The 22,857-nt window shown below is 70.1% G+C and carries 14 protein-coding genes and 1 pseudogene; 12 read left to right on the top strand and 3 right to left on the bottom strand.

Translation table 11 applies throughout. From position 1 onward, the window contains the following. Positions 1 to 478 precede the first annotated feature (478 nt). From ABZT17_RS37120 to ABZT17_RS37095, 6 genes are all read left to right on the top strand, one after another. Positions 479 to 3,097 (top strand): LamG-like jellyroll fold domain-containing protein, encoded by a 2,619-nt coding sequence (locus tag ABZT17_RS37120; RefSeq protein WP_356355808.1) that lies wholly within the window; start codon positions 479 to 481, stop codon positions 3,095 to 3,097. Positions 3,098 to 3,263: 166 nt separating this feature from the next. After that, positions 3,264 to 3,449 carry a hypothetical protein gene (locus ABZT17_RS37115; protein ID WP_356355806.1) on the top strand — a complete coding sequence of 62 codons (186 nt, stop codon included), beginning with the start codon at positions 3,264 to 3,266 and terminating at the stop codon, positions 3,447 to 3,449. 22 nt (positions 3,450 to 3,471) lie between these two features. Continuing rightward, the gene (locus ABZT17_RS37110; RefSeq protein ID WP_356355804.1) at positions 3,472 to 4,173 is read left to right on the top strand and encodes a hypothetical protein; all 702 of its coding nucleotides are present in this window, start codon (positions 3,472 to 3,474) and stop codon (positions 4,171 to 4,173) included. Further along, on the top strand, positions 4,170 to 5,156 hold the full coding sequence (locus tag ABZT17_RS37105; protein ID WP_356355802.1) for a hypothetical protein: 987 nt from the start codon (positions 4,170 to 4,172) through the stop codon (positions 5,154 to 5,156). The genes ABZT17_RS37110 and ABZT17_RS37105 overlap by 4 nt, the downstream gene beginning before the upstream one ends. Next, the gene (locus ABZT17_RS37100) at positions 5,153 to 6,076 is read left to right on the top strand and encodes a hypothetical protein (RefSeq protein ID WP_356355801.1); all 924 of its coding nucleotides are present in this window, start codon (positions 5,153 to 5,155) and stop codon (positions 6,074 to 6,076) included. The genes ABZT17_RS37105 and ABZT17_RS37100 overlap by 4 nt, the downstream gene beginning before the upstream one ends. Next, positions 6,073 to 7,167 (top strand): serine hydrolase domain-containing protein, encoded by a 1,095-nt coding sequence (locus ABZT17_RS37095; RefSeq protein ID WP_356355800.1) that lies wholly within the window; start codon positions 6,073 to 6,075, stop codon positions 7,165 to 7,167. Before ABZT17_RS37100 ends, ABZT17_RS37095 begins: the two co-directional genes overlap by 4 nt. A gap of 66 nt (positions 7,168 to 7,233) precedes the next feature. On the opposite strand, the gene ABZT17_RS37090 is transcribed toward ABZT17_RS37095, so the two are convergent. The 3 genes from ABZT17_RS37090 to ABZT17_RS37080 form a co-directional block, all read right to left on the bottom strand. Beyond that, positions 7,234 to 8,604, bottom strand: coding sequence for an alpha-lytic protease prodomain-containing protein (locus ABZT17_RS37090; protein WP_356355799.1), 1,371 nt, complete (start codon positions 8,602 to 8,604; stop codon positions 7,234 to 7,236). 187 nt (positions 8,605 to 8,791) lie between these two features. After that, positions 8,792 to 12,967 (bottom strand): beta-galactosidase, encoded by a 4,176-nt coding sequence (locus tag ABZT17_RS37085; protein WP_356355797.1) that lies wholly within the window; start codon positions 12,965 to 12,967, stop codon positions 8,792 to 8,794. Between the two features lie 216 nt (positions 12,968 to 13,183). Further along, positions 13,184 to 14,677 (bottom strand): arabinofuranosidase catalytic domain-containing protein, encoded by a 1,494-nt coding sequence (locus ABZT17_RS37080; RefSeq protein ID WP_356355796.1) that lies wholly within the window; start codon positions 14,675 to 14,677, stop codon positions 13,184 to 13,186. 559 nt (positions 14,678 to 15,236) lie between these two features. Here ABZT17_RS37080 and ABZT17_RS37075 point away from each other — a divergent pair. From ABZT17_RS37075 to ABZT17_RS37050, 6 genes and pseudogenes are all read left to right on the top strand, one after another. Then, on the top strand, positions 15,237 to 16,268 hold the full coding sequence (locus ABZT17_RS37075; RefSeq protein ID WP_356355794.1) for a substrate-binding domain-containing protein: 1,032 nt from the start codon (positions 15,237 to 15,239) through the stop codon (positions 16,266 to 16,268). Between the two features lie 489 nt (positions 16,269 to 16,757). Next, a complete protein-coding gene (locus tag ABZT17_RS37070; RefSeq protein ID WP_356355792.1) occupies positions 16,758 to 17,912 on the top strand; it encodes a substrate-binding domain-containing protein in 1,155 nt (384 codons plus the stop codon). A gap of 2 nt (positions 17,913 to 17,914) precedes the next feature. After that, positions 17,915 to 19,540 (top strand): sugar ABC transporter ATP-binding protein, encoded by a 1,626-nt coding sequence (locus ABZT17_RS37065; RefSeq protein WP_356355790.1) that lies wholly within the window; start codon positions 17,915 to 17,917, stop codon positions 19,538 to 19,540. Then, the gene (locus tag ABZT17_RS37060) at positions 19,537 to 20,556 is read left to right on the top strand and encodes an ABC transporter permease (protein ID WP_356355788.1); all 1,020 of its coding nucleotides are present in this window, start codon (positions 19,537 to 19,539) and stop codon (positions 20,554 to 20,556) included. The genes ABZT17_RS37065 and ABZT17_RS37060 overlap by 4 nt, the downstream gene beginning before the upstream one ends. A 110-nt stretch (positions 20,557 to 20,666) precedes the next feature. Continuing rightward, on the top strand, positions 20,667 to 22,349 hold the full coding sequence (gene araB / locus ABZT17_RS37055) for a ribulokinase (RefSeq protein WP_356355786.1): 1,683 nt from the start codon (positions 20,667 to 20,669) through the stop codon (positions 22,347 to 22,349). 67 nt (positions 22,350 to 22,416) lie between these two features. After that, positions 22,417 to 22,857: pseudogene (locus tag ABZT17_RS37050) on the top strand (L-arabinose isomerase); the annotation flags it as partial.

The raw sequence follows: 22,857 nt of genomic DNA, 5'->3' as shown, positions 1-22,857 counted from the left end.
CGGATTGTTAGCGCACACATTGAGGGCCGGTCAAGAGCCTCCGCCCTCTCGACTCGACGCGCTTCCCGCGGTTCTCTCCGCGACGGAACCCTTCTGGCCTGGCCATTCCGTTCCAACACTGGTCACTTACGGCCCTGTTGAACACTGGAGTAAACAGACGGCACAGGTTTTGTTTCCGCACTCTTGACTGTTCAGTGGTGTTGACCCCGGCGTTCATCTCGCCGTAAAAAGGCGGAGCCGCCAGAGCCGTCGATCATCGCCGACCGATCGATAACGGCCCGTTCGCCCGTATCACCCCGTATACAGCTCACCGTCTGACGACTGAGAGCCATAAATGTTAGCGCCCACATTCCGGTCACCCGAGGCCTCCCGCACACCGGGGCTCGGAGCACGCTGATCCAGGCGTGGGCGCGGGTCACCGTCCCGGCCGTGCCCGGTCGTCCCGACCAATTCGCCCTGAGAGCAAAGGAAATCCCCTATGCCTTCCCCAGCCGGACCGCGCCGCAGAACCGTCCTGACCGCCATCGGTGTCGCCTCCCTGGCCGGGACGTTCGCCGCCGCCACCCCCGCCGTGGCCGCCGGCCGTGCCGGAACGACCGCCGACGCCACCGACGTCACCCTCCCCTCCGCAGCCGCGCACTGGAGCTTCGACGAGGGCTCCGGCACCTCCGCCGCCGACGCGTCGGGCAACGCCCACACCGCCACGCTCCAGGGGGGAGCCGGCTGGGACACCGGCAAGGTCGGCGCCCACAGCCTCGGCCTCACGGCGGGCGGCAACGCCACGACGTCCGGACCCGCGGTCGACACGTCCGCCGCGTTCTCGGTGGCCGCCTGGGTCAACCTCAGTCAGCTGGGCGGCTATCAGACCGCCGTCAGCATCGACGGAAAGGTCGTCAGCGCCTTCTACCTGGGCCTGCGCGACGACACCGGCACCTTCGCCTTCGCCCGGCTGGCCTCGGACGCCACCCAGGGCGCCGCCGTGGCCGCCGCCGCCTCGGCGCCGACCACCGGCACCTGGACCCACCTCGTCGGCGTCAACGACCCCTCGGCCGGTGTCACCCGCCTCTACGTCAACGGCGTACTCGAAGGGGAGACCGCCTACACCGCGGGCTGGGCCGGCACCGGCGACACCGCGATCGGCCGCGCGCTCTACGGCGGCGGGCACGTCGACCAGTGGCACGGCCTGATCGACGACGTGTGGCTGTTCCCGGCCGCGCTCACCTCCGACCAGGTCGCGACGCTGGCCGGAGTGCCGGTGGAGTCCACCACGCCGCTGCTGAGCGTCGACGTCGCCAACCCCGCGCACGCCGTGTCCCCCATCCTTCCCGGCCTGATGTTCGAGGACATCAACCACTCCGGCGAGGGCGGCATCTACGCCGAACTGGTGCAGAACCGCTCGATGATGGCCGACGACACCGCTCCGGTGCACTGGTCCGCCGTCGGCGGGACGACCCTCGCGCTCGACACCACCACCCCCCTCAACGACGTCCTCACGCGCTCCCTCAAGGTCGTGCTGCCGAGCGGCACCGGCGCCGGGAACCGCGCCGGGGTCGCCAACGACGGGTTCTGGGGCATACCCGTACGGCCGCGCACCACCTACACCGCCCGGCTGTTCGCCAAGGCGTCGCGCCGGACCGGTCCCCTCACCGTGGCGATCGAGTCGGCCGACGGCGCGACGGTGTACGCCTCCGCACGGGTGCCGCACATCGGTACGGCGTTCCCCGACCGTCCCTTCGAGCTGACCCTGCGCACCGGTTCAGGCGTGCCCGTGACGGGCGACGCGCGGCTGACCGTGACCACCGCGGACCCCGCCGCCGCGGGCGAGGCCCTCTGGCTCCAGCACGTCTCCCTCTTCCCGCCCACCTACAACAACCGCCCCAACGGGCTGCGCATCGACCTGATGGAGAAACTGGTCGCCCTGAAGCCGAAGTTCCTGCGCTTCCCCGGCGGCAACTTCCTCGAGGGCAACACCATCGCGACACGCTTCAACTGGAAGAACACCATCGGCCCGGTCTGGAAGCGCCCCGGCCACATGGACGACGCCTGGGGTTACTGGTCCACCGACGGGCTCGGACTCCTCGAATACCTGCAATGGGTCGAGGACATGCACGCCCAGCCGGTCCTCGCCGTCTTCGCCGGCTACACCCTGAGGGGCGAACACGTCACCGGCGACGCGCTCCAGCCGTTCATCCAGGACGCCCTCGACGAGATCGAGTACGTCACCGGTCCCGTCACCAGCACCTGGGGCGCCCGACGGGCCGCCGACGGCCATCCCAAGCCGTTCCCGCTGGAGTTCGTGGAGATAGGCAACGAGGACTGGTTCGACTCGTCGGGTTCCTACGACGCCCGGTTCACCGCCTTCCACGACGCGATCAAGGCGAAGTACCCGCACCTGAAGCTGATCGCCACGACGACGGTGACGAGCCGCACCCCGGACCTGATCGACGAGCACTACTACCTCGCGCCGTCCGCCGCCCAGGCCTCCACCCACAAGTACGACAACAGGGACCGCGGTTCCACCAAGGTGTTCGTCGGCGAATGGGCCGCGCAGGAGGGCCGCCCCACCCCCGACCTCAACGCCGCGCTGGGCGACGCCGCTTGGCTGGCCGGACTGATCCGCAACTCCGACCAGGTCCTGATGGAGTGCTACGCCCCGCTGTTCTCCCACGTCCAGAACAACGTCTGGGCGACCAACCTGATCGCCTACGACAACCTCACCAGCTATGTCTCGCCCAGCTACTGGGCGCAGCAGATACTGACGAGCAAACTCGGCGAGACGGTACTTCCGGCCACGGCACGCGCACTGCCCGGGCTCGCCACCGTGGCGACCCGCTCCGGGAAACGGCTCTACCTCGCGGTCGTCAACTCCGGTTCGGAGAAGCTGGATGTGCCGGTCGAGCTGAAGGGACTGGCCAAGGGGGTCAAGAGGAACGCCACCGCCACCGTCCTGACCGGCCCCTCACCGACCACCACCAACACGCTCGCCGAACCCGACACCCTCGTGCCCGGCTCCCGCACCGTGAGCGGCGTCGCGGCGACGTTCACCAGCACTCTGCCGCCGTTCTCCGTCACCGTCCTGGAAATCACCCTGACCTGACGCCGGCAGCTGTTCACCTGTCAACTTCCGCGTGCGGCAGTTGCCACCCGCCTTGAAGTTGAACAAGACAGTTCATATTTTTCCTCGCTTTCCGCATCATGTGCACCAAATCAGGACACTAGAGGGGTGAGCCAAACCCACAGCTACGCCATAAGGAGATGGTGGTATGGCTTCCCCCCAGAACATCCTCGACGAAGGCCTCGTTCTCGACATCGAGGTCGAGTCGGTGCTCGACCCCGCCGAGCCGGACGGTGTCTACCGGGACAGCAGGCAGTGCGCCGCGCTGGCCCTGTCGTCCGGGACGACGAACCTCCTGCTGTCGCCCCCGACACCGCGGCCCAAGAAGGGCTGAGGCGATCGACGGGAGACAGCCCATGAAGCAGTCAGGTACTACCGCCCTCCTGCAGGGCGCGGTGCAGGACCTCGCTTCGCGCGTGGCCTCCGCCCTCCCCGGCGGAGGCCACGCGCCGCCGGCCGACATGAGCGGCGACGGCGGGCCGCGAGGCGACCTCGTACTCGCGGCGGCACGCGTCCTGGGCGCCGATCTGGTTCTGCCGGACATCCTCAAGGGCACCGCGCCCGCGGAGGACCGGCTCGCCCTGCTCGGACGGACCCTCGACGCCTTTCCCCCACGCCCGCAGGCCGCTCCCACCGTCCTGTGGAGCCACTGGGGTATGCGGCGCGCGCTGCGGCTCGTCGGCGCGTCCGGCAGCGGCCCGGACGAGAGCCAGGCGGAGCCCGGCGTGGACTGGATCGGCGACGCCCCCTGGCCGTCGCTCACCCACCAACTCGCCGTACTGGCACCCCTCGCACTGCCTGCCGCGGACTGCGCGGTGGCCCGAGTGGCGCGCGAGCGGACACTCGACGTCGCCAGGGGCTTCGTGCGGGCGATCCGGCGCAGGGACTGGCAGCAGTCGGCCGGCGCGGGACGGTGGCTGGCGGTGTCGGACCAGGTACCGGCCACACTGGGCCTGGACTCCGGGCTCGACTTCGTCGAACTCATGGGCGGCGGCGATCCGCGTGTGCTTCTCCAGGTGCGCGCCGCACGGTCGATGCGCACCAGGGTGTCCGTGTGACCGCGGCATGGCCCAGGCAGGTCGAGGGGGCGGCGCTGGGCTGGCTGTCCCGGAACCGGGACCGGTTCGCCCTGGGCGAGGACGCCCTGTCCTCGGACGGGCCGGTGAACAGCACCTGGAAGCCCCTGGGCGAGCTGGCGCAGGTGTGTGCGAGCCTCGGTACGCGCATCCCGCGCTCCGACCCACTCCGGGCGCTCGCCCGTGACCTGCTGGCCTTCGCCTGGCGGGAGACGGAGCGAGGAGACCTGTTCGTCCGTCTGCAACGGGCCGAGCCGTTCGCCACCTACCCCCTGGAGGTGTACGCCGCCTTCGCCTCGGCGGGACTGCGGCACCGGGGCTTCGAGGAGGCCGCGGCCACCCTGTCCCGCACCCGGGGCCGGCGGCTCACCGAGCAGGATCCCACCCGCCGCCTGGGTGTCCTCATGGCCGGGCGGCACTGCGGTCTCCAGCGGCACGAGCGGCTGGACGAGGCCGTACGACGGACCTGGCTCGGCGGGCTGCCCGAACCGTGGACGTTCGAGCGCTCGGCCGGCTACGCGCTCACCCACGTCGTCTTCCATCTGACCGACTGGGGACGCGGCGGCCCGGGTCTCCCGCCCGACCTGACGGACTATCTCGCCCAGTGGCTGCCGGCCTGGCTCACCACCTGTCTGGAAGCCGGGATGTGGGACCTCGGCTGCGAACTGCTCGCCGTCGCCGCGAGCCTGCCCGGCCCGCCCGAGGAGGCGGTGCTGCACGAGGGCTGGGCCGCCGTCGCGGACGCTCAACTCGACTCCGGCGCCCTGCCCGAGGAAGCGGGACCCACCGAGCCAGGTGACGCCTGCGACTTCGTCCGCGCCTACCACTCCACCCTGATGGCCGCGTTCGCCGGCGGGCTCACGACCGCCCGGACGGGCCCGTCGCGCGCCGTCCGGACGACGGACCGGCGGGAGACCGAGTGCGCGGCGCGGCGCGCGCACAGTGGACAAGGAGGGTCCCGATGACCGACACACGCCTCCTGCACACCGTGGGAGCCCGGGCCGTCGCATGGCTGTGGGACCACCGCGACGGATTCCGCCTCGAACCCGACGTGGATCCGGAGACCGGTTTCCTGGAGCGGTTCAAACCCGTCGGTGAACTCGCCCTGGTGGGCAAGGTGCTCTTCCGCGAAGGGGTGGCCGGCTCACGCCAGGCCGACCTCACCCGCCGGCTCCTCGACCATGTGTGGCGCGAGACCCTGGACGGCGGACGCCTCCTGGTACAAGGCCGGCGCACCGAACCCATCTCCCCGATCCCCTTCGAGGTCTACCTCCCCTTCCGGGAACTGGGCTACCGCCAGCCGGAGATCGAGCGGGCCGCCGTACTGAACCATCGCCTCGACAGCTGGGCGGCCTTCGAGACGACCCCGACGCGGCGGCTCGGCCTGGCCGCCTTCCAGCGCCGCTTCGGGCTGACGCCACGGCCGCCCGAGCACGACGCCCTCGCGGCCACCTGGCTCGCCCGCACACCCGAACCATGGACCGTGGAGGGACATATCGCCTACGACGTCACCCACGCCGTGTTCCACCTCACCGACTGGGGCGAGAACCCGGGGGGCCTGCCCGCGCCGCTCGCCGACTACCTCTCCCTCTGGCTGCCGGCCTGGATCGACGACTGGACGGATCTGCGGCGCTGGGACCTCGTGGGCGAACTCCTCGTAGTCGACGCCTGCTTGCCCCGCCCCACACTGGACGAACGCGGCTGGGCGGCCTTCGCCGCCGCGCAGCAGGAGGACGGCGCCATGCCCGCCGTACGCGCCATGCCAGAGTACGACGACCGTGACGCGCTGTTCGACGCCGTGTACCACCCGACGCTGGTCGCCGCCTTCGCCTCCACGCTGGCCACCTCCCGCGCCCTGACCGAGCTCGTGCAGGCGATGTCATGACCGGCCGCGCGGCGCTCTGGCCCGGACCGCCGGCCGGCCTGGACGAGGAGTCGCCGTCCGGGAGCCCGACGCCCGACGATCCGCTGCTCGGCGCGCGACTCGAGGCCGTTGTCGACGCGGTCGACGCTCCCGACGTCCTCCTCGCCCTGTCCCGGCACGGGCGGCGCCTCGTGCGCTGCGGCGGGACCGCCCCCGCACCACCGCTCCCCCGCGAGGATCTGCGCTACGAGATCGGGTCCGCCACCAAGACCTTCACGGCGCTGCTGCTCACCCGGCTGATCCAGGACGGTGTGGTGACCGGAGCCGAGTCCGCGGCCGCTCTGCTGGACCCCGAGCGCCCCGAGCGGACGCCACCCGTCACGCCGGCCCACCTCATCACGCACACCTCGGGCCTGCCCGCACTGCCCGCCGACTTCTACGCCCGCGCACTGCCCGCCTGGCACAGCAACCCCTACGCCCGCTACCCCGCCTCGCGGGTCGAAGCGGCCTTTCTACGGCACCGTTCGAGGCATCGGCCCGGGACCCGATGGCGCTACTCCAACTTCGGCGTGGCCGTGCTCGGACTCGCGCTCGCGGCGGCCACCGACACCCCGTGGGAGGACCTGCTGCGGACCCGTGTGCTGCGTCCTCTGGGGCTCCACGGCACGGTCCCGCGAGCGGCGGACCCCGATACGCGGCTCGACGCGGTGGGCCGGCGCAAGGACGGGCACACACCGACCCCGGCCTTCGACGCGGGCGGCTTCCAGGCGGCCGGCGCCCTCCGAGCCACGCCGTACGACCTGCTCACCTTCCTCGAAGCCCACCTCCGACCAGCCGGCTCCCGGCTGGAGGACGCGCTCAGGGCCGTACGCCGTCCTGTGCTGCGGCGCGGGATCGGTCACCGCCATGTGCACACGGTGGGCTGGTTCCGGCATCCGACGGCCGGTGGGCCGATGTACTTCCACAGCGGGGCCACCCTCGGCCAGCAGGCGTTCCTGGGATTCCGGCCGGACACCGGCACGGCCCTGGTGGCGCTGTGCACCCGGCGGTTCCGGGCGCACGACCCGTTCATCACGACGGCGTACGGACTGCTCGCGGACGGATGGTCGTGACCGCTGTGCGCGGGACGCCTACCCGCCCGGGCGCGAACCGGTGCCGCGCCCGGGCGGACTGGAACGTCACATGCGCTGCCACAGGGCCGGGGTGACATCAGGTGCCCAGGCGCTCTGGCCCTGGTGGGTCTGCAGACAGCGGTAGAGCGCCGTGCCGAGCTTCACCGTCGCCCCCTCCTGGTAGACCCGTCCCGCACTCCAGACGTCGGTCTGCCCGCTGTTCTGCACGGGGGTCGCGGTGGTCTGGCTCGTGGTCTTCAGGGTGAGGCCGAAGTCGCCGAGGATCGGGTTGACGGGCTGGAAGAACGTGGTTCCCCCTCTGGTGCAGTCCCCGGAGCCGCCCGAGGTGACGCCCTGGGCCTGCGCGCCGGCGATGAAGGGGCCTCCGGAGTCACCGGGTTCCGCGCACACGTTCGTCTGGGTCAGCCCGTTGACGGTGCCCTCGGCGTAGCGGACGGTCGTGCCGAGCCGCTGAATGGTGCCGCAGTGCCAGCCGCTGGTGGAACCGGAGCGGCACACCGAGGCGCCGACCAGTGCCTGCACGGATCCGGCGACCTGCACCCGCTGGCCGCTCGCCGCCCTCACGTCGGGGGTGGCGGTCCAGTTGGCATTGACGGCCACCCAGGACATGTCCTTGCCCGGGAACGTGGACGCCTGGAAGGTGCCCTGATCGGTCTGGTCGTACCCGGCGGTCCTGGAACCCGGTCTGCCGCAGTGGCCGGCCGAGACGAAGCCCTGCTGCTGCGCCTTGGTGACGGAGAAGCCGATCGAGCAGCGTGCCGCGGCGTCGATGTAGTAGGCGTCTCCGCCGACCAGATCCTTCAGAAGGCGTGGCCGCTCGGCCGACAGACGGATGGCCGTGCGGTCCGTCGCGACGCCGGCCGCCTTGACGAACGCCCTGGCCGCCGATCGGCTCGTGGCCTGTACTGTCACTCGGTTCGTCCGGACGTCGACATACCACACGGGCGCGTCGGTGGTCCCGGCGCGCTGGGCCGCGAGGTCCAGCTTCTGCTTCACCTTCTGCAGGTCGTTCATTCCCCAGCGGACGACCACGGCCCTGGCGCCCTGAGCCCTGATGAGCGGAAGGTCCGCGCGGTCGGTGGTCGCGACGGTCAGCGTGGCCGAGGTCGCGCCCTGGACCCAGGCGCCCGCGAAGCTCGTCCCCAGCGCGCTGTGCAGGAGGCCCGCCCGGGTGCCGGCCTCCGCCTCGTTGACCAGACGGGCGGCCGCCTGAGTGGGTGTCAGACGCAGATCTCGTTGCAGCGCGCTCAGAACCTGTGGCGACGGCTTGTCGGCGCCCAGCGTCTGTGCGGCACTGGGCACGGGGCCGCGGTCGGACAGCGGCCCGGCGGACGCGGCCGGGATCGCGGTCATGCTGAGCGTGCCGAGGGCAGTCAGCGCGGCGCTGATCCGGGCCACGCGGTGGGTGCTTGCCATACGGCGTACCTCCTCGGGGTGCGGTCGGGCTGTGGTGGTGAAGCAACAGCCCTAGCCGCCGAGACCCCGAGGGATGTCCGCTGCTTTTCTTTTGCGTAGTTCGGGGGACATCCGGGACGGCATGTGCAGTAGTTGTCCGCACGACGGACCGCCGCCTGGTGCGAGGCGGCGGTCCGTCGGGCGGGCGTCAGCCGCAGGTCAGGGTCGGGGTCCCCCAGTCGCCGTGGTCGTTGCCGTTTCCGTCGCCCGCGTCGCCGACCCGGAGGTCGACCACCTGGGCGCCGCTGACGTCGACGTCGATGGGCACCGCGGCCTGTCTGCCGCTGATGGTCGGTGTGGTCACCAGGGTCCTGCCATCGGCGATCACGGAGAACGTCACGGTTCCCGCGCCGCCGGTCTCGTCGTCCACGCCGACGGCGGCCGTGAGCCGGGAGCAGTTCCCGGCGAGGTAGAGCTGGACGTCGCTGACCGAGTTGGTGCCCAGGCCCTTGGCGTAGGTGACTCCGGCGATGGTGATCGTACGACCGTCACCGGCCGCCTGTTCGCCGACGCTGGTGTCGCGTTCCACCGGGCCCCATCCGTTGGTGGAGGACAGGAAGGGCAGGTCGCTCACGGCGCTCTTCCCGGCCGGCGGGGCGGGCGGGATACCGCCGACGATGCGCTCGTCGGCGTTGGTGGCCTGCCGTCCGCTCTGTGTGTACCGGGCCGTGGCGGTGAGCGCCGAGGCGGACGGCAGTGTCCCGTCCGGTGGCTGGACCTTCCAGCTGAAGACGGCCGACTCGCCGGGGTACAGGCGCTTGAGGGACGTGGAGCTCGTGGCGGTCACGCTCCAGCCGTCGGGGGCGGAGAGCGTGGCGGCGAGACGGGTGGCGGACGGCCGGTCCTCGGGCACGAGCACCGTCGCCCGGGCGGTGAAGGACTGGCCCGGCTGCGCGGTGTCCGGCACGTCCAGGGTGACGTCCGTACCCGGGCGCTTGGGCATCGCGTACGTACGGGCGTCGTAGCGGGGACTGTCGTTCTGCGCCACGCGCAGGGACGAGGCGTAGCTGCCGTAGTCGGTGAGGGCGACCTTGCCGAGTCCTCCGGTGGTGCCGTCGAGGTTCCAGACGGCGATGGCGATGCTGTTGTGGCCGTCCGGGTTCAGGATTCCGTTCGGGACCGGGAAGGTGTGCTGGGGCCCGAGGTAGTTGACGTAGTTGCCGACCTGCCAGCCGTTGACGAAGATCGTGGCGCGGTACTTGCGTGACGGGTCGTCGGTGAAGGTCAGGCCGAGCGAGGTGTCCTGGCCGTGCGGCAGGTCGAGTTCGGCGTCGGTGCGGTACCAGGAGACGCCGGGGCGGGTGTCGGCCGTGGGCAGGGAGACCCGGTTCCACTTGCCGTCCGGGTAGCCCGGCAGGGACCAGCCGGCCCGCTCGCCGTACAGGCCGCCCGTGGAGAGCGGGCCGCGGACCGTGTCCTGGAGGTCCTCGCCGCCGCGTACGCCCTGCACGCGCCAGGTGACCGAGGTCAGCGGCGCCCCGGTGAGGGAGGCGCTGGTCAGACCGCGGGCGGTCTTGTTGCCGTTGGTCGAGTTGTAGTCCTCCTCGTGGCCCATGTTGACGGTGAGCACGGAGATGATGTTGTCGCCCTTGGACTTGACCGCGCCGGCCGGGAAGGTGAAGTCGGCGCTGCCCGTGGTGGAGCTGCCCAGGAAGGTGCCGTTGAGCCAGGCGGAGAAGGCCTGCGCGTCGCCGCCGGAGTCCGAGACCAGATGGATGCCGGTCTCCTTGCCGCCGGCGCGGAAGCGGCCGCGGTACCACGTGTTGCCGGTGTGGAAGCCGTAGTCGTCCGCGTAGAGGACGGGCAGTGAGTTGACGCCGGAGACGCTGTTGGTGGTCGTTTTGTCGGCCACCTGCCAGCTGGAGTCGTCGAAGCCGGGGGCCGCTTCGGGGGACTCCTCGGCGTGCTTCCAGTTCGTCAGGGCCGGCAGGTGGATCGCGGCGGCGACGGGGATCGTGCCGGTGAGGCTTGCCGTGTCGGTGGCACGGGTCTTCACCGCCCTGCCGTTCCAGGTGACATGGCCGGCGGCGGTGAACACCTCGATGTTCCTGTCGTCGGCGTTGTCGCCGGTGAGTGCCACGGTGTGGCCGTCGTCCAGGCTGGTGGCGGTCCGCAGCAGATGGGTGCCGCGGACGAGCACCGGGCCGCTCGCCGTGTCCTGGCGCCAGAAGGTCTCCGCGGTCGCCTTGTCACCGACGAGCAGGAGGAGCGGGCGCTTTCCGCCGCCGGTGACGCTGATCCGGGTCAGGCCCTTGTGGGTGTAGTTGAGGCGCAGGTCGCCGGTGGTCGCGTCCCAGGTGGTGGTGGCCGTACCGTCGGTGGTGGTCACGGTGGGCTTGGAGGAGTAGCGAAGGACGGTCTCGCCGTCGCTGCCCGCGTCGCCGTAGAGGACGGCGACGTCCCGGTCGCCGATGGTCGCGTGGGTCATGATCTCGGAGGTGGAGTACTGCAACTGCGAGTCACCGAGCGCGTAGTTCGCCACGATCACATGCGAGTCGCGTCCGTCGAGCGTGATCGCGGTGCCCGGCTCCTGGGGCACGACCGGGTAGGTCGGCTGCTCGGCGGCGGTGCCGGTGGGCACGTCGATGGCGTCGACGGCCACGTAGTTGTCCGTGGATCCCGAGCTGTGGCTGCCGGCGACGACGATCTTCAGTGTGTGGGCCCCGGGTGTCAGACCGGTCTTCTGGAAGAGCACGGCCTGGTTCTCGCTGCCGGAGTCGTCGACCGTGGCCTCCTTGGTGCCGTCGAGGTACACGTCGGCGTAGCCGTGGTTGTTGGTCTTCGAGCCGATCCAGCGGATCGCGGTGCCGTCGAAGGGGACGGTGAGCGAGTCGCCCGCCTTGTTGGAGAAGGACTCGGTGTGCTTGTAGTCGCCGCCGGTGTAGCTGGTGTTGGCCACGTGCGACCACGAACCGGTGTACTGCAGCGCGGAGTCGGGGTCGTCCCAGGTGTAGCTGGTGTCGGCGGAGGGCTGGGCGTTGAAGTCCAGTGAGATGTGCGTCCTGTCGACCGCCGTGGACGTGGAGTTGCCGTGCCGCAGCACGTGGAACTGCGTCCTGGTGTCCGGGTTCATCCGGGCGGTGTCGACGACCGCGGAGTCGTCCGGCGGGGTCGCCCTGATGGCCTCGGTCTTCGTCAGCGGGGCGACCGACTGCGTGAAGTACCCGATCAGCTTGTCCTCGTAGTACTTCGGATCGAGCTGGCGGGTCTCACGGATCGCGGCTCCGTAGTCGTACGACGTGTAGTTCTGGGGCATGCTCAGCCAGCCCCAGTTGGTGCCGCCGTAGGTCATGTAGAAGCTCTGCGCGGTGGTGCCGACGGCTATGTTCTGCTTGTAGAACACGTTGGCGAACTGGTCGTTGATGAGCTCGGCGCACTTGTCGTAGCCCGGGCCGCCCCAGGGGTCGAAGGCGCCGCCCTGGAACTCCGGTGAGTACAGGGGCTTTCCGGCCGGGTGGTCGTAGCTGATGTCGGGGACGCCGTTCCACTTCGAGGGGTTGGAGCAGTCGAAGCCCTGCGGGTAGGAGTCGGGGCCGTCGACGTCGAGGGCGCCGGTGCCGGAGTTGAAGGTGCCGTTGTTGTTGCCGGTCAGCGGTACCGTGATGCCGTCGGCGCGGGCCTTGTCCTCCAGGTGCTGCATATAGGAGCGGGCGGCGGCCGAGCCGTTGTAGTACTCGTTCTCGACCTGGTAGGCGATGACCGAGCCGGTGCCGTTGGTGAGTTGATGACGGGCGATGATCCGGTCGATCTGGGTCAGCCATTCGTCGGCGTACTTGAGGAACTGCGGGTCGTCGCTGCGGTTGTGGCCGGCCTTGGTGGTCAGCCAGCCGGGCAGACCGCCGCTGTCGACCTCCGCGTTGATGTACGGCGCGGGACGGGCGATGACGTAGAGGCCGGCCTCCTCGGCCATGTCGAGGAGCTTGTCGACGTCACGGACGCCGGTGAAGTCGTACACGCCCGGCTTCGGCGAGTGGTAGCCCCAGTCGAAGTAGAGCGAGGTGGAGTTGAAGCCGGCGGCCTTCATCTTCTGGAAGATGTCGCGCCACATGTCCTGGCTCGGAAGCCGGAAGTAGTGGAACTCGCCGGACCACAGATAGGTGCGCTTGCCGTCGACGAGGAACGAGTAGCCGTCGAGACTCACGGTGTGGGGTGAGGCGCCGGCGGCGGGGGCCGCGGCGGGTGTCCCTCCGCCGGTGTCCCGCGCCACGGCGGGCGCCGTCATCCCCGCTGCCAGGGCGAAGGTCGCGGCGGTCGCGAGGACCGCCCTCCACCCTCTACGGCGACCGGGTCTCGCCACTTCTGAAACGATCCGTTTTCCCCGCACTGCGGCCTCCATCTCGCCTGACCAATCATCATCGAACAGACTCAGGCAAAGCCGAACAGTAAAGCTGCACAAGGCTCAACACAATGGGGCGGGAGGACACTCTTGCGATGACTGGGGCCGCCGGCGGTGCGGGGGGCCACGACGGCCCGCCGTGGTTCGGCGGGCCGTCGGTGACTCGGTGTCAGGTGCCGGACGTCAGGTGTCAGGTGTCAGGTGTCAGGGGGCGATGTCCCACTGCTGGCAGGTGTTGTCGAGTTGCTGCCACTGGCGCACCACCGTGCCATTGGCCGTACCGCAGTTCGTGACGTCCAGCGTCATACCGGTGTTGACGTTGGAGATCGTGTAGTGACTGCCGACCTTGGTGACGTCCCACTGCTGGCAGGTGTTGCCGAGGGAGGCCCACAACTGGACGGCCGTCCCGTTGCTCTGGACGCAGTTCTTGTCGTCCAGGACGGTGCCGCTGTTGACGTTGGTGATCGTGTAGTGACCGTTGCCCGCGCTCGCGAACTTCCACTGCTGGCAGGTGTTGCCGAGCGAGGCCCACAGGTCGATCGACGTGCCGTTGGCCGTACCGCAGTTCACCGCGTCCAGGACCTTGCCGGAGTTGGTGTTGGTCAGGCGGTAGGCGGTGCCGGCGACGGGGAAACTCGCGGTCGGGGTGGTGTACCCGACGGAGGTGACGTTGGCCTGTACGGCGTTGTCGGTGGCGTCGGACGGGTAGCCGGAGGTCATCACGCCTTCGAAGAAGGAGCCGTCCGACCCGTTGCTGTTGTCACCGCCGGTGCCCAGGACGATGGCGCCTTCCTTCTGCATCGGGTTGTATCCGCTGGTGGTGGGCAAGGCCCCGTTGTAGAACGTACTCAGCGAACCCGACTGGGCGTTGCCTCCCTTGATCGCGTAGGCCGATGTGCCGTTGTTCTTCTCCATGGCGGTGACGTACTCGCTGGAGATGCCGGTGTTGCCGGAGTAGGCGCCGTTCGCGCCGAAGAACAGACCGTTCTCCAGGTCCGCCTCGACCCAGGGGCCGGAACCGGTGCAGGAGAACCAGCACTCGGTACCGAAGTTGATCGCGTCCATGTGACCGTTGCCGGTGTCGTCGCCGGACGTCTCGGCGTTGCCGTAGTCGAAGCAGCAGCGGTTGTTGACATGGTGGCCGCTGGTCACCATGTACGTGCCCTCGGGAGAACTGCCGGTGGCGATGCCCGTGGTGCTGTTGTCGCGGTAGCCGACACCGGCGGAGACGAAGACGCCGTACGCCGCGTGGCCGCCGACCGTGACCGGCAGCGCGTTGGCGATCGCACCGACGTCCTGGCCGCCGTTGCCGCCCGGGCCCTCGATGGTCAGGTCGTTGTGGTTGGAGCTCTGGTCGTAGATCTTGGTGATGACGCAGGTGGTCCCCGAGCAGAAGGAGTCCTGCGCGGCGGCGTTGGCGTAGCCGCCGGTGCTGAGCACGCCGATGTTCGTGGTGGCGGAGTCCGAGGCCCGCTTGACCTGGTAGAGAGAGCCGCTGTAGGAGGCGTAGAGCGCGCGCGTGGTGCTGTGCGCCGCGGCGCAGGGAGTTCCCGCGGCGGCGTAGATGTCGCACGGCAGCGAGCTCGCGGCCTGGGCGGTGCCCGCGGTGCCGAGCGCGGCCAGGACGCCGGCGAGCAGTGCGAGGACCGCCCCCACCACCCTCAGCCGGAGCCCCGTGCGCAGTTGTCTGGCTGTCACTGTGAACCTCTTCTTTCTCGCGGTCTTCTCCGACCCGGCGCCGCGTGCGCGGGGAGCGAGGGGGATCTCGACCTGCTCGGCAGCGATTTGTGAGCGCTAACAACGAGTCGTCCCGGATGCCGCCACTCATCCGAGTCGCAGGGGACAGGGGTGCGTTCGACCTGTCGGCCGCTCCTGTCGGAGCCGGGCGGGGGCGTTGTTTCTGCACCGTTCTGGACCGGTTGACGATGATCGGCCAGTCGCGTAACGACGCCTTTTTACGCCGGGATGAACACCCGGTCAACACTGTTGAACAGTCAAGAGTGTGGCAACAAGAGTCATGAACTCCTTTGCCCCCGAGGTCGCACCGGCCGCACCCCACCGGCATCAGAGGTGACAGAGCACCAGGTCAGGGTGGTTCCAGGGGCTGTTCGCCCGATGTAAGAATTCCGCAAGAGAGCGAATGGGGCGCCTTGACCCCCTCAGAATGTGTGCGCTAACAATTCCCCACGACGCGCCGCCTCCCCACCGGAGAGAGCGCGGGAGCCTGGATACGCGATGATGCGTGAGGAGGTGGAGCATGGAAGCGGATCGTGCACCGGTGATGGCGGACGTGGCCCGGGTCGCGGGCGTCTCCCACCAGACCGTCTCACGTGTCCTCAACGACCATCCGAACGTACGCCCGGCCACCCGGGACCGTGTGCTCGCCGCCGTCCGAGAGCTCGGATACCGCCCCAACGCCGCCGCCCGCACCCTGGCGACCCGCCGCACCCGCACCCTGGGTGTGATCAGCTTCAACACCACGCTGTACGGCCCTGCCTGCATGCTCTACGGCATCGAGCAGGCGGCCAGGGAGCACGAGTACTTCGTCACCGTGGCCGCCGTGGGCACCCTCGACCGGCGCTCGGTCCTGGACGCCGTCGACCGGCTCCGGGCCCAGGGCGTCGAGGGGATCATCGTCATCGCGCCGCAGACCTCCGCGGTCGGCGCCCTGGCGAACGTACCGCCCGACGTGCCCCTGGTCGCGGTCGGCTGCGGCACCCACACCGCGCTGGCCTCGGTCGCCGTGGACAACGAGGCGGGTGCCGAGCTCGCCACCTCCTATCTGCTCGACCTCGGTCATCGCACGGTGCACCACCTGGTCGGGCCGCGTTCCTGGCTCGACGCGCAGGAGCGCGAGACCGGATGGCGCAACACCCTGGACAAGCGGGGTGCCCGGGTGACCGAACCACTGGCCGGCGCCGACTGGACGGCCGGCACCGGATACGAACTCGGCCAACGACTCGCCGCCGACCCCGAGGTCACCGCGGTGTTCTGCGCCAACGACCACATGGCCCTGGGTCTGCTGCGCGCCTTGCAGCAGGCCGGGCTCCGAGTACCGGAGGACATCAGCGTCGTCGGTTTCGACGACATGCCGGAGACCGAGTACTTCGGCCCCTCACTGACCAGCGTCCGTCAGGACTTCGACGAACTCGGCCGCCGGGCCCTGCGGGCCCTGATCGAGATCGTCGGCGATCCGGACACCGGGATCCCGGCGTCCGGCGACACACCGCACATCGTCATCCCGCCCAGCCTCGTGGTACGTACCTCCGCCACCCGTCCGCGGCGCTGACCTGCATCGCCGGGACGCACCACCGAACCGCACGGAGACCTGGCCCCCACGGACCCACCAGAGAAAGGAACTCCCCATGGGCCTCTAGCAGTTGACGCACCATCCGGCCGTCCGGCTCCGGCACCACCGCCGGCCGAGGCACCCACACGGTGAACGCCGGACAGCGAACGACCGCCAAGCTCACGCCAGTCGGGCAGGAGTGATCCCCCTTCCCGCCCGTCGGCCCCCGCTCTGACCCACCGTCAGACGCGCTCTGCCGCCGACCGTACCGCCTCCCCCACGGTCACCACGATCGGCTTCCACTCGGCGACAGCCGACCGCTCGCCCGCCAGGGCACCCGACGAGATCACCACCGGCGCGTCCGCGCCGCCCTCCACCCCCGGCCGAGCCGAGACCGGGCCGTCATCCCGTCACACCCGATCCACCCACCGCCCACCGCCGTGGGTTCACCCTGCCCAGACACGCCTAGAAGGACGCTGATCAGCAATGATGCGTACCAGACGATCCCGCACCGTGGCCGCCGCGACCGCGGTACTCATCTCACTCACCGCGGCCGGCTGTTCCAAGAACGCCGGCGGGTCCTCCAGCTCGGCCGGCTCCAACCCGAGCTCCGGCTCCAGCGCTGCCGCCGCCCCGGTCACGCTCGCCGGTTCGGTCACCTTCAACCAGACGAACATGGCCAAGCTCGACGCGGCGCTGAAGTCCGCGCTGGCCGGCAAGGACCTGTCCAAGGTCGACATCGCGATGGTCGTGAACGTGGCCGCCGACTACTGGAAGGCCGGTCAGGTCGGCTTCCTCAAGGGCTGCTCGGACCTCGGCATAGCGAAGAGCAAGTGCACCTACTTCGCCCCGCCCAACGGCAAGTTGACCGAGCAGAACTCCGAGCTGGAGACACTGCGCTCGCAGGGCGTCACCGGCTACTCGATCTCGGCGATCGACCCGACCTCGGCGGCCGGCACCATCCACACCGACGTCCAGAAGGGCATCGACGTCCTGGCGATCGACTCGCCGCTGCCGGGCACCGACGCCGCCTCGCTCTACCTGGGCACCCCGAACTACACCGCCGGCTTCCAGGCGGGCACCGCGATGAAGCAGGTGCTCGGCGGCAAGGGCAAGGTGGCCATCCTGGTCGGCTCGCTCACCGCGTCGAACGCCACCCAGCGCATCGCCGGCTTCGAGGCCGCGATCAAGGGCACCCAGATCACCGTCGCCCAGAAGGTCAACGACAACCTCCAGGCCAGCACCGCCACTTCGGACGCCGAGACCATCCTGGCCAACAACCCCGACGTCAACGGCCTCTACGGCGTCTACTCCTACGACGGGCCCGCCCTGGCACAGGCGGTGACCTCGGCCGGCAAGACCGCGTCGGTGCACATCGTCTCCGACGACTCCGACGCCCAGACGCTGAAGTTCATCCAGTCCGGCACCATCTCCGGCACCGTCGTGCAGATGCCGTACCAGCAGGGCTACACCGGCGCGTACATCCTGGCGGCGGAGAAGGTGCTGGGCAAGGACAAGACGATGGCGCTCGTCAAGCCCTACCTGGAGAAGGACGGATCGACCCTCAACTCCGGCGTGGGCCTGGTCACCAAGTCCGACCTCAGCGCCTACCAGGCCCTCGAGTCGAAGCTCGGGATCGGCTGAGCATGGCGGCCGAGAAGAACGCCCCTGGCCGCGCGGTCACCGCGCGGCTGCGGGGAGTGCACAAGTCCTACGGACCGGTGCGCGTCCTCGACCTGCCGGAGCTCGACCTCTACGCCGGCCAGGTGATCGGCGTGGTCGGTGAGAACGGCGCCGGGAAGTCCACGCTGATGGGCACGCTGGCCGGCTCGGTCCACCGGGACGGCGGCGAGATCCTGATCCACGGCGAGCCCCTCGCCGCGGGGTCCACCGAGGCGGCGGGACAGCTTGGCATCGCCATGGTCTCCCAGGAGTTCCCTCTGGTCGGCCAGCTCTCGGTCGCGGAGAACCTGCTGCTGGGCCGCCGTCCGCGCGAGTCGCGGCGGCGGTTCCTGGTGGACCGTGCCGCACAGCGGGCCGAGGCGAAGGCCATGCTCACGGAGATCGGCCTGTCCGCCGAGACGATCCCGGTGAGCCGGGAGGTGCGCACGCTTCCGGTGCCGACCCGGCAGATGATCGAGATCGCCAAGGCCTGGGGACGCGAGCCCCGGCTGCTGATCCTGGACGAGCCGACCTCCTCCCTCGGCCCGGTCGAGGCCGAGATGGTGCTGGGCCTGGCCCGGCAACTGGCCGAACGCGGCGGCACGGTGCTGTTCATCGGACACCGGCTCGACGAGGTGCGCGACATCAGCGACCGTGTCCTGGTGCTGCGCAACGGCAGACTGGTGGCCGACCTCGAACCGGACGAGGCCACCGAGGAACGGCTGATCCGCGAGATGGTCGGCGGTGAGGTCGCGCAGGGCGAGCCGAAGGCCCCGCCGGCGACCAGCCCGGTATTGCTGCGGGCCGAGGACCTGACCGCGGACGGCCTCGGACCGGTCGACCTGGAGGTGCGCGAGGGCGAGATCCTGGGCGTGGCCGGGCTGATGGGCTCGGGCCGCAGCCGGCTGGTCCACACGATCGCCGGTGCGCAGCCCTCCACGGGCGGCCGCATGCTGCTGGGCGGTGAGGCCTACCACCCCAAGGGCGCGGGCGACGGCGTGGCGGCCGGGATCGCGCTGATCCCCGAGGACCGCAAGGAACAGTCGCTGGTGCTGTTCGCCTCGATCCGGTCCAACGTCGTCGTCTCGGTGCTCAGGCGGATCAGCACCCGGGGCCTGCTCGGCCCGGGCCGCGAACGCGCCGAGGCGCGGAAGATCGCCGAGAACGTCAATGTACGGATGCAGTCGGTGGAGCAGCCGATCGGCTCACTGTCCGGCGGCAACCAGCAGCGTGCCATCTTCGGCCGCGCCTTCGCCGCCGAACCGCGTCTGCTGCTGCTCGACGAACCCACCCGCGGTGTGGACGTGGGCGCGAAGGCGGAGATCTACAAACTGATCGACCGGGCGGCCGAGCAGGGCATGGCGCTGGTGGTCGCCTCCTCCGAGCTGGAGGAGCTGCTGTGGATCTGCCACCGCATCGCGGTGATGAACCACGGCCGGGTCGTCACGGTCATCGACCGGGCCGACGCCACCAAGGAACTGATCATGACGGCCGCGGCCGGAACCTCGTCCCTCGACACGGAAAACCCCGGCCGGGGCACGTCCGACCAGGACGGGCCCGGCCAAGGCAAGTCCGACCAGGAACAACTGACGAACGGAGCCACAGCATGAGCGCGCAGAGCACGCTCGCCCCCGAGGAGGCCGCGCCGAAGTCACGCCCGGCCGTAACGAGCCTCGCCCGCAAGCTCGCCGCCTCCCCGGAAGCCGGCGTGATCATCGCCTGTGTGCTGGTGTTCGTCGGGATCGCGGCCAACGCGGAGACGTACACCGCCGTGGGCAACCTACAGGTGATGGGCCGCGACCTGTCACAGGTCGGCATCCTGGCGATCGGCGAGTCGCTGGTCATCCTGACCGGTGGCATCGACCTCTCGGTGGGCGCGCTGGCCGGTCTGGCCGGCATCCTGGCCGCCTGGATGAACGTGAACGAGGGCCTCCCCGCGCCCCTCGCCATCCTGCTCACGCTGGTGATCTGCGGGGCCGTCGGCCTCTGGCACGGCATCATGGTCACCCGCCTGAACGTGCCGCCCTTCGTGATCACCCTGGTCACCTACACCGTCGCGCAGGGCACGGCACTGGCGATCACCAGCGGCTCCCCCATCAACAACCTCGACCCGATGTTCAGCAACCTCAGCCAGTACTACATCGGCGAAGTCCCGGTCCCCGCGCTGTTCTTCGTCGCCGCGGCCGTCGTCGCCTGGTTCGTGCTGGAGCGCACCTATGTGGGCCGGCAGATCTACGCCGTCGGCGGCAACAAGGAAGCCGCGCGACTCGCCGGCATCCCCACCGCCCGGCGCATCACGTCCACCTACGTCGCCAGCGCCGCGCTGGCGGGCGTGGTCGGCGTCCTGGTGATCGGCCGGATGAACGTGGCGGACCCCTCGGTCGGCGCCGGCTGGGAACTCACCGCGATCGCCGCGGCGGTCGTCGGCGGGATGTCGCTCTCCGGCGGCGAGGGCCGTATCGCCGGTATCGCGGCCGGCGCGATCCTGCTGGAGTTCATCACCAACGGTCTGCTCGCCCTGAAGGTCAGCCCCTACGACCAGCAGGTCGTGCAGGGAGCGGTCCTCGGCGTCGCCATCCTGCTCGACCGGGTGCGCGCCCGCTACTTCGGCCGCAGCCGCAGCTAGCGCCACGTCCGTTCCGCCGATCCGCGCGGATCCGCCTCGGCGTCTTCAGAAAGCCGAACAGCGATCGATATGTCGAATACCCCCATCGAACACCCCAGTGGAGGAGGCGAATGGTGAACGCCGTGGAGGAGACAGCCGACAGCCCGGAGCCCTGCGTCGTCGGAGTGGACTACGGGACGTTGTCCGGGCGGGCCGTGGTGGTCCGGGTGCGGGACGGTGCGGAGTTGGGCAGTGCCGAGCATGTGTACGCGCATGCGGTCTTGGACCGGGCGCTGCCGGACGGCACCCGGCTGCCCCCGGACTGGGCTCTGCAGGTGCCCACCGACTATCTCGACGTGCTGCGCCACGCGGTGCCGGCGGCGCTGGAGGCGGCGGGTGTGCGGCCGGAGCAGGTCATCGGGATCGGTACGGACTTCACCGCGTGCACGGTGCTGCCGGTGCTGGCGGATGGCACCCCGTTGTGTGATCTGCCGGAGTACGCCGGCCGTCCGCACGCGTATGTGAAGCTGTGGAAGCATCATGCGGCGCAGGCGCAGGCGGACCGGATCACGGTGCTGGCGGCGGAGCGCAAGGAGCCGTGGCTGGCACGGTATGGCGGGAAGATTTCCTCGGAGTGGGAGTTCGCGAAGGCGCTGCAACTGCTGGAGGAGGACCCGGAGCTCTACGCCCGCACCGAGCGCTGGCTGGAGGCGGCGGACTGGATCGTGTGGCGGCTGTGCGGGAGCTACCTCCGCAACGCCTGCACCGCCGGTTACAAGGGCCAGTACCAGGACGGCAGTTACCCCTCGCGGGAGTATCTGTCCGCCCTCAACCCCGCCTTCGCCGACTTCGTGACCGACAAGCTGGAGCACCCGATCGGCCAACTCGGCGACCTCGCGGGCACCTTGACCGCGGAGGCAGCCGCCTGGACCGGTCTGCCGGAAGGCATCGCGGTGTGCGTGGGCAATGTCGACGCGCATGTGACGGCGCCCGCGGCGGGGGCGGTGGATCCGGGGCAGATGGTCGCCATCATGGGCACCTCCACCTGCCATGTGATGAGCTCCGACCAGCAAGGCACCGTGCCGGGCATGTGCGGGGTCGTCGACGGCGGGATCCTGCCGGGGCTGTGGGGTTATGAGGCCGGGCAGAGCGGCGTGGGTGACATCTTCGGCTGGTTCATCCGCACCAGTTTGCCCGCCGCGTACGCCGAAGAGGCCGCCGCGCTCGGCCGTGACCCGCACGAGCACCTGACGGCCCTCGCGGCCGGACAGGCGGTGGGTGAGCACGGGTTGATCGCCCTGGACTGGCACAGCGGCAACCGCTCCGTCCTGGTCGACCACGATCTCAGCGGCGTGGTCGTGGGCCTGACCCTGTCCACCCGGCCCGAGGACGTCTACCGGGCCCTGCTGGAGGCGACCGCGTTCGGTACCCGCACCATCATCGAGGCGTTCGAGACCTCCGGGGTCCCGGTGGAGGAGCTGATCATCGCGGGCGGTCTGACGAAGAACGCCCTGCTGATGCAGATCTATGCCGATGTCACCCGCCGTCCCCTTGGCGTGATCGCCTCCACGCAGGGGCCGGCGCTGGGCGCGGCGATGCACGCCGCCGTGGCGGCGGGCGCGTATGCGGACATCCAGGCCGCCGCCCGGACGATGGGCAAAGCCGACCGCGGCGTCTATCTGCCCGACCCCCAGCGGGCCGCGGCCTACGACCGCCTCTACGCCGAATACCAGCTCCTGCACGACTACTTCGGCCGCGGCACAAACGACGTCATGCACCGCCTACGCCACATCCGAGCCGAGGCGTCCGCCTAGCGGCCCCGCCCCTGCGCCCGCACAACGCCCCATTGCTCCACCGCTGGTCCACCGAAAGGAACGCGTCATGCCCACACCCGAAACGCCGTCCGCCGACCAGGAGATCTGGTTCCTCACCGGAAGCCAGGGCCTGTACGGCGACGACGTACTGGAGCAGGTCGCCCATCAGGCCCGGCAGATCGCCGAAAGACTCGACTCGGCCGACCCGATCCCCCTTCGGATCGTGTGGAAGCCGGTCCTCACCGACGCCGACGCGATCCGCCGGATCTGCCAGGAGGCCAGCTCCTCCGACACCTGCGTGGGCGTGATCGTGTGGATGCACACCTTCTCCCCCGCGAAGATGTGGATCGCCGGCCTGAGTGCCCTGGACCGGCCCCTGCTGCACCTGCACACCCAGTACAACCTGTCACTGCCCTGGTCCAGCATCGACATGGACTTCATGAACCTCAACCAAGCCGCCCACGGCGACCGCGAGTTCGGCCACATCGAGTCGCGGGTGGGTGTCGAC

The sequence above is a fragment of the Streptomyces sp. NPDC005648 genome (assembly GCF_040605395.1).
In the GTDB taxonomy this organism is placed as follows: Bacteria; Actinomycetota; Actinomycetes; order Streptomycetales; family Streptomycetaceae; genus Streptomyces.
The sequence above is the reverse complement of the archived record's forward strand: the minus strand, read 5'-3'. Positions and strand labels throughout refer to the sequence as shown.